This is a genomic window from Albibacillus kandeliae (assembly GCF_003116585.1).
Lineage (GTDB): Bacteria > Pseudomonadota > Alphaproteobacteria > Rhodobacterales > Rhodobacteraceae > Albibacillus > Albibacillus kandeliae.
This window is the reverse complement of sequence record NZ_QEHM01000003.1, coordinates 462,053-472,367: the sequence shown is the minus strand read 5'-3', so window position 1 is coordinate 472,367 and position 10,315 is coordinate 462,053. Positions and strand designations below refer to the sequence as shown.

At 65.9% G+C, this 10,315-nt stretch carries 11 protein-coding genes; 7 read left to right on the top strand and 4 right to left on the bottom strand.

Features of this window, described 5'->3' with window-relative positions; all coding sequences use genetic code 11:
* Positions 1-21 precede the first annotated feature (21 nt).
* From DDT93_RS08125 to DDT93_RS08115, 3 genes are all read left to right on the top strand, one after another.
* Positions 22-603, top strand: a complete 582-nt coding sequence (locus tag DDT93_RS08125; RefSeq protein WP_109465300.1) for a DUF1285 domain-containing protein — start codon at positions 22-24, stop codon at positions 601-603.
* A gap of 154 nt (positions 604-757) precedes the next feature.
* Entirely contained in the window at positions 758-2,566 is a 1,809-nt protein-coding gene (gene edd, locus DDT93_RS08120; RefSeq protein WP_109465299.1) for a phosphogluconate dehydratase, read from the top strand.
* 3 nt (positions 2,567-2,569) lie between these two features.
* The gene (locus tag DDT93_RS08115; RefSeq protein ID WP_109465298.1) at positions 2,570-3,214 is read left to right on the top strand and encodes a bifunctional 4-hydroxy-2-oxoglutarate aldolase/2-dehydro-3-deoxy-phosphogluconate aldolase; all 645 of its coding nucleotides are present in this window, start codon (positions 2,570-2,572) and stop codon (positions 3,212-3,214) included.
* Here DDT93_RS08115 and DDT93_RS08110 read toward each other — a convergent pair.
* Positions 3,211-3,546, bottom strand: coding sequence for a DMT family transporter (locus DDT93_RS08110; protein ID WP_232825397.1), 336 nt, complete (start codon positions 3,544-3,546; stop codon positions 3,211-3,213). The genes DDT93_RS08115 and DDT93_RS08110 overlap by 4 nt on opposite strands.
* 200 nt (positions 3,547-3,746) lie before the next feature.
* On the opposite strand from DDT93_RS08110, the gene DDT93_RS08105 reads away from it, so the two are divergent.
* Complete coding sequence (locus tag DDT93_RS08105; protein ID WP_109465296.1) at positions 3,747-4,517, top strand: hydroxypyruvate isomerase family protein; 771 nt, start codon at positions 3,747-3,749, stop codon at positions 4,515-4,517.
* Here DDT93_RS08105 and rlmH read toward each other — a convergent pair.
* The 3 genes from rlmH to DDT93_RS08090 all read right to left on the bottom strand — a co-directional run bounded on the left by rlmH (position 4,514) and on the right by DDT93_RS08090 (position 7,118).
* Positions 4,514-4,984 (bottom strand): 23S rRNA (pseudouridine(1915)-N(3))-methyltransferase RlmH, encoded by a 471-nt coding sequence (rlmH, locus tag DDT93_RS08100; protein WP_109465295.1) that lies wholly within the window; start codon positions 4,982-4,984, stop codon positions 4,514-4,516. The genes DDT93_RS08105 and rlmH overlap by 4 nt on opposite strands.
* 65 nt (positions 4,985-5,049) lie before the next feature.
* The gene (gene rsfS, locus DDT93_RS08095) at positions 5,050-5,430 is read right to left on the bottom strand and encodes a ribosome silencing factor (RefSeq protein ID WP_109465294.1); all 381 of its coding nucleotides are present in this window, start codon (positions 5,428-5,430) and stop codon (positions 5,050-5,052) included.
* A 287-nt stretch (positions 5,431-5,717) separates the two neighbouring features.
* On the bottom strand, positions 5,718-7,118 hold the full coding sequence (locus DDT93_RS08090) for a mechanosensitive ion channel family protein (RefSeq protein WP_109465293.1): 1,401 nt from the start codon (positions 7,116-7,118) through the stop codon (positions 5,718-5,720).
* Between the two features lie 326 nt (positions 7,119-7,444).
* Here DDT93_RS08090 and leuC point away from each other — a divergent pair, with 326 nt between their 5' ends.
* The 3 genes from leuC to leuD all read left to right on the top strand — a co-directional run bounded on the left by leuC (position 7,445) and on the right by leuD (position 10,088).
* Entirely contained in the window at positions 7,445-8,851 is a 1,407-nt protein-coding gene (leuC, locus tag DDT93_RS08080; protein ID WP_109465291.1) for a 3-isopropylmalate dehydratase large subunit, read from the top strand.
* Positions 8,852-8,882: 31 nt separating this feature from the next.
* Positions 8,883-9,395 (top strand): HdeD family acid-resistance protein, encoded by a 513-nt coding sequence (locus DDT93_RS08075; RefSeq protein WP_109465290.1) that lies wholly within the window; start codon positions 8,883-8,885, stop codon positions 9,393-9,395.
* Positions 9,396-9,482: 87 nt separating this feature from the next.
* Positions 9,483-10,088, top strand: a complete 606-nt coding sequence (gene leuD, locus DDT93_RS08070) for a 3-isopropylmalate dehydratase small subunit (RefSeq protein WP_109465289.1) — start codon at positions 9,483-9,485, stop codon at positions 10,086-10,088.
* Positions 10,089-10,315 lie beyond the last annotated feature (227 nt).

Here is a 10,315-nt window from a genome sequence, read left to right as displayed (position 1 = left end):
CCAAAGGAAATGGCAAAAGCTATGAACAGACAAAATGCCGTTACCCCGTCGGCCGAAGGCATCGCCGCCTCTATCCGCGCCGCCAAGACGCGCGGTTTGCCGCCGGTCCACCTGTGGAATCCCGAGTTCTGCGGCGATCTGGACATGCGGATCGCGCGGGACGGGACGTGGTTCTATCTGGGCACGCCCATCGGCCGGCCCGGGCTGGTGCGGCTTTTCTCGACCATTCTCAAGAAGGAAGACGGCAAGTACTTCCTTGTGACCCCGGTTGAAAAGGTCGGGATCACCGTCGATGACGCGCCTTTCGTCGCCGTGGACTTCGAAGTCGAGGGCACGGGCGAATCGCAGGTGCTGACCTTTACCACCAATGTCGGGGATTCGGCGGTGGCCGGGCCCGAGCATCCGATCCGCGTAGAGCGCGATCCGGAGACCGGAGAGCCCTCGCCCTACGTGCTGGTCCGGGCGGAACTGGAAGCGCTGATCGACCGCAAGAGCTTTTACCGGCTGGTGGATATCGGCAGCCATCACGAGGGCTGGTTCGGGCTTTGGTCCTCGGGTGCGTTCTTCCCGGTGATCCCCTCGGACGAGCTGCCGGCGGGATAGGGGGCAAGCTCCGCGACATTGTGTGGCAGCCCGGTTGAATGCTGCGCGTTTTGCTGTATGTTAGCGCTAACTTTTCCCGGCCCTGTCACACTGCACGCACTCGCGGGAGAATGCCTGTAGACCTATTCACGCCACCCGAAGAGGGAGCCGAGACATGACACTGAACGCCACGATTGCCCGGGTTACGGATCGGATCATCGAACGCAGCGAAGCGACCCGCAAACCCTATCTGGACCGTATGCGCGAGGCCGCCTCGAAGGGACCGGCCCGCGCCCACCTTTCCTGTTCCGGGCAGGCCCACGCCTTTGCCGCCGCCGGGCCGGACCAGCAGGCGCTGGCCGGCGGGAGCGCGGGGAACCTCGGGATCGTCACCGCCTACAACGACATGCTCTCGGCGCATCAGCCGTTCGAGCGCTATCCCGAACTGATCCGCGCGGCGGCCCGGCGGGCGGGCGGCACGGCGCAGGTTGCGGGCGGGGTGCCCGCCATGTGCGACGGCGTTACCCAGGGCGAGGCGGGGATGGAGCTGAGCCTGTTCTCGCGCGATGCCATCGCGATGGCGGCGGGCATCGCCATGTCGCACAACACCTTCGACGCCGCCGTCTTCCTCGGGGTCTGCGACAAGATCGTGCCGGGGCTGGTCATCGCGGCGCAGTCCTTTGGCCACCTGCCCATCGTCTTTCTGCCTGCCGGTCCGATGACCAGCGGGATCTCGAACGACGAGAAGGCCAAGGTGCGCCAGAAGTTCGCGGCTGGCGAGGTCGGGCGCGACGAGCTGATGGCGGCGGAGATGGCGGCCTATCACGGCCCCGGCACCTGCACCTTCTACGGGACGGCGAACACCAACCAGATGTTGATGGAGTTCATGGGGCTGCACCTGCCGGGATCGTCCTTCGTGAACCCGAACACGCCGCTGCGCGATGCGCTGACCGAGGAGGGCGCGCGGCGGGCGCTGTCGCTCTCGGCGCTGGGCAATGACTATACCCCGACCTGCGATATCCTCGACGAGAAGGCCTTTGTGAACGGGATCGTCGGGCTGAACGCGACGGGCGGGTCGACGAACCTGCTGATCCACCTTGTCGCGATGGCGCGGGCGGGTGGTATCGTCCTAGACTGGCACGATTTTTCCGAGCTGTCCGACGTCACGCCGCTGATGGCGCGGGTCTATCCGAACGGGCTGGCGGACGTGAACCATTTCCATGCCGCCGGGGGGCTTGGCTACATGATCGGCGAGCTGCTGAAGGCGGGCCTGCTGCATCCCGACACCAAGACCGTCGCGGGCGAGGGGCTGGCGCATTACACCACCGAACCCAAGCTGATCGACGGCCACCTGGAATGGCAGAAGGGCGCGGGCGAGAGCCTGAACGACAAGATCCTGCGCCCGGCATCGGATCCGTTCCAGCCGACCGGCGGGCTCAAGCGGCTGAAGGGTTCGCTGGGGACGGCGGTCATGAAGATCTCGGCCGTGGCACCGGAGCACCGGGTGGTCGAGGCCCCGGTGCGGGTGTTCCACGACCAGGACGATGTGAAGGCCGCGTTCAAGGCCGGGGAGCTGACCGGCGACGTGGTGGTGGTGGTGCGGTTCCAGGGGCCGAAGGCGAACGGGATGCCCGAGCTGCACAGCCTGACCCCGACGCTGGCGGTCCTGCAGGGACGCGGGCAGAAGGTGGCGCTGGTGACCGACGGGCGGATGTCGGGTGCCTCGGGCAAGGTTCCGGCGGCGATCCATGTCTGCCCGGAGGCGCTGGACGGCGGGCCGATTGCACGTCTGCAGGACGGCGATATGGTCCGCGTGGATGCCGAGGCGGGAACGCTCGAGATTCTCACCGAGGGGGTGCTGGAGCGGCCGCTGGCCAAGGCGGACCTGTCGGGGAACGAGGCCGGGGTGGGCCGCGAGCTTTTCGCGATGTTCCGGCGCAACGTGGGGTCCGCCGATACCGGCGCGACCGTTTTCGGAGGATAGAGGATGCTGAACGGCAAGGATGCGAGCCGCCTGACACGGGAAATTTGCGAGGCGGCGCCCATCGTGCCGGTGCTGGTGATCAAGGACGTGGCCCATGCCCGGCCGCTGGCCGAGGCGCTTGTCGCGGGCGGTCTGCCCGCGCTGGAAGTGACCCTGCGGACCCCGGTCGCGCTCGACGTGATCCGGGCTATGGCCGAGGTGCCGGGCGGCATCGTCGGGGCGGGGACGCTGGTCACGCCCGAGGACGTGAAGGCGGCCAAGGCGGCGGGTGCGACCTTTGGCGTTTCGCCGGGGGCGACGGACGAGCTGCTGGCGGCCTGTGAGGCGGAAGACCTGCCGCTGCTGCCGGGTGCGGCCACCGCGACCGAGGCGATGCGCCTGCTGGCGCGGGGCTATGACATGATGAAGTTCTTCCCCGCAGAAGCCTCGGGCGGTGCGCCTGCGCTCAAGGCCATTGGTGCGCCGCTGCCGCAGATCAGCTTCTGCCCGACCGGGGGCGTGTCGATGAAGAACGCGATGGACTACCTGTCGCTGCCCAACGTGGTCTGCGCCGGGGGCAGCTGGGTGGCGCCGATGGACGCCGCCGAGGCGGGCGACTGGGCGCGGATCGAGACGCTGGCGCGCGAGGCGAGCAAGCTGCGGGGTTAGTGCCCGACGGTCTTGGAAAAGACATTCACGATGATCACGCCCAGGAGGATCAGGGCGAGGCCCAGCAGGGCGGGCAGGTCGAGCGTCTGCCCGTACCAGAGCCATGCCACCGAACTGATCAGCACGATGCCCATGCCGGACCAGATGGCATAGACGACTCCGGTGGGCATTACCCGGATCGGGTAGGACAGGAACCAGAAGGCGAGGGCATAGCCCACCACGGTGATGACCGTGGGCCAGAACCGGCTGAGGCTCTCCGAGCGCGCCAGTGATGTCGTGGCAATGACCTCGGCAACGATGGCGGCGAACAGGAGAAGGTATTGCTTGGTCAAGGGAGTGCCTCTGGGCGTGCTGTGATTCCCCACCGGCTGTAGCACGCCGCGCGTGCGCCGTCCCGCGCAACCGGACCGCGCCGCGGGAGGCGGCAGGAGTGGGTTCATCGGGCACACGCCCGCGCTCCGGGGCAAGGTTGAGGTTGCCCGCTGCTTTGCCCCCGGCCTAGGGTCGTGCCGACACAGGACCGGAGAGACCCTTGAAACTGGCCGCCAATATCTCGCTGCTCTTTCGCGAGCTGCCCTATCTCGACAGGTTCGCCGCGGCGCGGGAGGCCGGGTTCGACGCGGTGGAGATCCTGTTTCCCTACGACCTGCCGGCCAAGGAGACGTGGCGGGCGATGGTCGCGAACGGTCAGGAGCTGGTGCTGATGAACGCGCCGCCGCCGAATTACACCGGGGGCGTGCCGGGCTATGGTGCCGTGCCGGGTGGCGAGGAGCGGTTCCGTACCGATATCGGGCGCGTCATGCGCTATGCCGAGGCGCTGAGGCCGGGGCAGATCCACGTCATGGCGGGCTATACCGACGCGCCGGAGGCCGCCGACACCTTTGTCGCGAACCTGCGCTGGGCGGCGGATGCCTTTCCGGATCAGCGGTTCACCATCGAGCCGCTGAACCAGGGCGACCAGCCGGGCTATGCGTTGTCGGACTTCGATCTCGCAGCGGAGATCATCGCGCGGGTCGACCGGCCGAACCTCGGGCTGCAGTACGACAGCTATCATGCGGAGGTGATCCACGGCGATGCGCTGGCGGTGTGGGAGAAGCACCGGCCGCTGGTGACGCATGTCCAGTTGGGCGACGCGCCGGGCCGGACCGAGCCGGGCCGAGGCACGGTCGACTTCGCGGCGCTGTTCGCGGCCATCCGAGACAGCGGCTATGACGGCTGGATCAGTGCCGAGTACAATCCGACGACGAAACGGACGGAACAGAGCCTAGACTGGATGCCGATGGTGTCGGCGGGGCAGGTCTAGGCGCGGTGGTACGGGCCGCCGGCGAGGATGTTGGAGGCGCGGTAGAGCTGTTCGGCGAGCATGACCCGGACCAGCATGTGCGGCCAGACCATCTTGCCCAGTGAAATCGCGTAATCCGCCTCGGCCCGGAGGGTGGGGTCGATGCCGTCGGCGCCGCCGATGACGAAGGCGAGGTCCTGCCGCCCCTCGTCGCGCCATTTGGACAGCAGTTCGGCAAAATCGGGAGAGGAAAGCAGCTTGCCCCGCTCGTCGAGCGTGCAGATCAGGGCGCCCTTGGGGATCGCGCGGCGCAGCAGGTCGGCTTCGGCGCTCATGCCACCGCCCTTCTTGTCCTCTACCTCGCTGACCTGCGCCGGGCCGAGCGCAAGCGGTCGGCCGGTGCGGTCGAAGCGGGTGAGGTAGTCGTCTATCAGAGTCTGTTCGGGGCCGGCGCGCAGACGGCCAACCGCGCAGATGGATACGCGCATGCGGAATTCCGGTGTCGCGGGCCGCAGGGCGGCCCCGGCTTCAGGTCCGTGACGGGCCGGTCAGATCAGTTTGCGGCGCTGCCGGGCATCCACATCTTCTCGAGTTGGTAGAACTCGCGGACTTCCGGACGGAAGATGTGCACGACGACGTCGCCGGTGTCGATCAGGACCCAGTCTCCGGTCTCCTTGCCCTCGACGCGGGCGATCCGGCCATAGTCCTGCTTGAGGCGGTCGACCAGTTTCTCGGCCATTGCCGAGACCTGACGCGTGGACCGACCCGAAGCGATGACCATGTAGTCACCGATGGCCGTTTTGCCGCGCAGGTCGATCTGCACGACGTCTTCGGCCTTGTCGTCATCGAGTGAGGAAAGGATGCGCTCCAGCAGCTCTTCGCTGGTGGGCTGGGGGTGGCCGTGTATGAAACCGGCCGGGTCATCAGCGGGCATTGCCGCTTCTGCGAGGGTTGTCAGAGGTACGTCCTCCTGATGGCGCGCCGCAAGCCCCCGGCGCCGGGGATGGTATAAATGTAGCAACCGGGGCGTGACATTTCAATGAACCGCGCGGTTCTGCGCACCGCAGGCGGTGCTTTGCCGCCACGTTCTGCCTGCCGTATCGCCGCTTCGGGGGCCCTGTGACAACATCCGGCGGCGGATGCAAGCACCATCCGCGTGACGAGTCGGCAAAGCCGACTTGCGCGGGCGGGGGCCTTGGCCCCGGCGAGGGCGGTCGGCGATCAGGTGGTGGGATCGCTCCGGTCGAGCGAAACGCCCGGTGGCAACGGCATTTCGTCCCCACTCTCCGATTGCCCGCGCCGCGTTTCCAGCACCGAGCCGTCCAGCAGTTTGATCTCGCGCTGGGGGAAGGGGAAGGAAATGTCGTTCTCCTTGAAGGCGTCCCAGAGCGCCAGGTAGACCTGCCCCTTGATGTTGGTCAGCCCGCCCGAGGGGTCGCTGATCCAGAACCGCAGGATGTAGTCGACGCTGCTGTCGCCGAAGCCGGTGACATGGCAGACGGGGCGGTTGGGCGTGACCAGCACCCGGTCGAGCGCCTCGCAGGCTTCGACCGCGACCTTGCGCACCTTGTGCGGGTCGTCGCCGTAGGAGGTGCCGAAGAAGATGTCGAGACGGACGAACTTGTTCGTGTGGGACCAGTTGACCACCTGGCTGGTGATCAGGTCCTCGTTCGGGATGAGGTATTCCTTGCCGTCGCGGGTGACGACCGAGACATAGCGGGCGCCAAGGCTGTCGATCCAGCCGAAGGTGTCGGCGATGGAGATCACGTCGCCCGGCTTGATCGACTTGTCGAGCAGGATGATGATGCCCGAGATCAGGTTCGAGACCACCTTCTGCAGGCCGAACCCGATGCCGATGCCGATGGCGCCCGAGAGCACGGCGAGGCCGGTGAGGTCGAATCCGAGGGCGCGGATCCCCACCATAAGGACGATGCCATAGACGACGAGCTGCACCCCCTTGGCGGCCAGCACCCGCATGGAGGGGGAGAGGTCCTCGTTGTGCTGCAGCCCCAGGCCCGCGCGCCGTGTCACGATTCGCGCGACGGCCAGCATCAGTGCGATCAGGATCACGGCCTGCAGCAGTGTCAGCAGGGTGAAGGACATGGTGCCGAAGCTGAACGAGATGTCAGCGAGGATCTTTTTCGCGGCGTCATCTAGGTTCAGCGCGTAGAGCGTGCCCGAGATCCAGAGCGCCCAGGAGATGATGCGCCGCAGCAGGCGGTTGTAGATCAGCCGCGCCAGCAGCCCCACCACTGCCCAGACGCTGACCATCGTCGCCACCACGCCGATCATCTGGCTGCGCGAGGGCCATGTGACCTGTTGCAACAGCAGGTACACGGCCCAGATCATCGCGACGTAGAGGAACAGGGCCAGACGGTTGCGGACGTGGATCAGCAGCCGCAGACGCCACTTGGGCCAGCCCTCGCGCCGCCGTGCCCATGCGTCGAGCCGCGAGGCCAGCATGAACTGGAGGAGGTAAGCGAGGGGGATCAGCCCGAGGATGATGAAGATCTGGTACTGCCGCCACCCGGGAATGGTCACCAGGTGGAGATACCGCAGGACGTCGGCCCAGATCGACTGGCCCGCCTCGGCGAGGGTGGTGAGCGCTTCGGTCTCGTTCATGGGGCTCCCTTCCCGAGCAAGGATGCCCGAAAGGCACCGGGGCTGGCAACCGGGGGGCGGGGGGATGAGTCCCGGTATGTCCTGCTGCGTATCACCTCGGGCGCCCTGCGGGGCGGGCGCTGTGCCCCAGGCACCCAAGGTCGCCGCCTCTTGCGGGACTCATGGGTAAGTAGTATCTCCCGCCTATGACACGCGTTTTCGACATGGATGATCGCGCACGGCTGCCGTGGCGCTTTTTCGGGGCGACCCTGACCGTCCTTGCGTGCCTATAAGCCACGTGCGCCCGCTTTCCATTCGCAGTAGCTAATCATCACGGGAGAGGACCGATGTCCCCCAAAACGCTCTATGACAAGATCTGGGACGCGCATGTCGTCCAGCAAGACGAAGACGGCACCTGCCTTCTTTATATCGACCGTCACCTCGTTCACGAAGTGACCAGCCCGCAGGCCTTTGAAGGTCTGCGCATGTCCGGCCGCAAGGTGCGTGCGCCGGAGAAGACCATCGCCGTGCCGGACCACAACGTGCCGACCACGCTGGACCGCGACGACGCGGCGACCATGACCGAGGACAGCCGTATCCAGGTCGCGGCGCTGGACGCGAATGCGAAGGAATTCGGCGTGAACTACTACCCGGTGTCCGACATCCGTCAGGGCATCGTGCACATCGTCGGTCCCGAACAGGGCTGGACCCTGCCGGGCATGACCGTGGTCTGCGGTGACAGCCACACCGCGACCCACGGCGCCTTTGGCGCGCTGGCGCATGGCATCGGCACCTCGGAGGTCGAGCACGTGCTGGCCACCCAGACGCTGATCCAGAAGAAATCGAAGAACATGAAGGTGGAGATCACCGGCAAGCTGCGTCCGGGCGTGACCGCCAAGGACATCACGCTTTCCGTCATCGGCGTGACCGGTACCGCCGGCGGCACCGGCTATGTCATCGAGTATTGCGGCGAAGCGATCCGCGACCTCTCGATGGAAGGCCGCATGACCGTCTGCAACATGGCGATCGAAGGTGGCGCGCGCGCCGGCCTGATCGCGCCGGACGAGAAGACCTTTGAGTACTGCAAGGGCCGCCCGCACGCGCCGAAGGGCGCCCAGTGGGAAGCCGCCATGGACTGGTGGAAGACCCTGTTCTCGGACGAGGACGCGCATTGGGACAAGGTGATCACCATCAAGGGCGAAGACATCGCGCCGGTGGTGACCTGGGGCACCAGCCCCGAGGACGTGCTGCCGATCACCGCGACGGTGCCGAACCCGACCGACTTCAAGGGCGGCAAGGTCGACGCGGCCAAGCGCTCGATCGAGTACATGGGTCTGGAAGCCGGGCAGAAGCTGTCGGACATCAAGATCGACACCGTCTTCATCGGGTCCTGCACCAATGGCCGGATCGAGGACCTTCGCGCCGCCGCAGCCGTGGTGAAGGGCAAGAAGATCAAGGACGGTCTGCGTGCCATGGTGGTGCCGGGCTCGGGCCTCGTGCGTGCCCAGGCGGAAGAGGAAGGGCTTGCCCAGATCTTCCAGGATGCCGGGTTTGAATGGCGTCTTGCCGGTTGCTCGATGTGCCTTGCGATGAACCCGGACCAGCTGGCCCCGGGCGAGCGCTGCGCCTCGACCTCGAACCGCAACTTCGAGGGTCGTCAGGGCTACAAGGGCCGGACGCACCTGATGTCGCCCGCAATGGCGGCAGCAGCGGCGATCACTGGGCACCTGACAGACGTGCGGGAGCTGATGTAAGCTGGCGCAAAGTCGGCAAGGAGACACGTAGATGAAAGCCTCGACCCTCATGATCGTCATGGGCGCCCTGCTGTTGCTGGGCGGCATCCTGGCGCTGGCGAATCCCTTCGCCGCGTCGATCACGGTAACAACGCTGGTCGGGGCCTTCTTCCTCGTGGCGGGCATCATCCAGGCCTGGGCCCTGTTCCAGGACAAGACAGCGCAACATCGCATGTGGAATGGCGTTGTGGCGCTGCTGACCATCATCGCGGGCGTCTGGCTTCTGGCCAACCCGCTGAAGGGCATGGTGTCGCTGACGATCATCGTCGGGGCCCTGTTCTTCGTGATGGGCCTGGTCCGGATCATGCTGGCCTTCCAGCTGCGCGGTTCGCCGCTGTTCTGGCTGCTTCTTCTTTCCGGCGTTGCCTCGGTGCTGATCGGCGCCTTCGTGTTTTCCGACTTCGCCTCGGCGGCGACGACCCTTCTGGGGGTGCTGCTGGGGATCCAGTTGCTGGCGGAAGGCGTGGGCCTGATCGCGCTGGGCTACTTCGCTCGCAAGATCTGAGATTAACGGGGTCGCGCCAAGGTGCGGCCCAGGCATTCAAGCGCCGGAGGCGGGCAGGCGGCCCGATCCGGCGACAGGAGACCTAACATGGACAAATTCGACAAGCTGACCGGGATCGCGGCGCCGATGCCGCTGGTGAACATCGACACCGACATGATCATCCCCAAGCAGTTCCTGAAGACGATCAAACGCTCGGGCCTTGGCGTGAACCTCTTCGACGAGATGCGCTATGACCGCGAGGGCAACGAGAACGCGGATTTCGTGCTGAACAAGCCGCAGTACCGCGAGACCGAGATCCTCGTCGCGGGCGACAACTTTGGCTGCGGTTCGTCGCGTGAGCACGCGCCGTGGGCGATCAAGGATTTCGGCATCCGCTGCGTGATCGCACCGTCGTTCGCCGACATCTTCTACAACAACTGCTTCAAGAACGGCATTCTGCCGATCGCGCTGCCGCAAGAGGCCGTCGATGTCCTGATGAAGGACGCCGAGAGGGGCTCGAACGCGCGCATGACCGTCGATCTCGAGTCGCAGACGGTGACCACGTCGGATGGCGAGGTGTTCAGCTTCGAGGTCGATTCCTTCAAGAAGCACTGCCTGATGGAAGGTCTGGACGACATCGGCCTGACCATGGCCAAGGCCGGGGCCATCGACACCTTCGAGGCGCAGGCCAGCCAGGCGCGTCCCTGGGTTTGAGTGCGGCGGCCCCGGGGTGGGCCGTCAGCCAAGCCTACAAGGGCCCGGCGGAAACGCTGGGCCTTTTTCGTTGGTCCGGGGGGATCGCGATACTCTGCGAATTGTTTCTAATTGCGGAACGATGTTTTTCTATAAATTGTGCTGTCCCCAATTTCAAACGCCTCTAGGTTGAAAATATATTGATGCAAAGACGCACCAGTTTTTCCACGTTGTTGCCTCAATTCTAT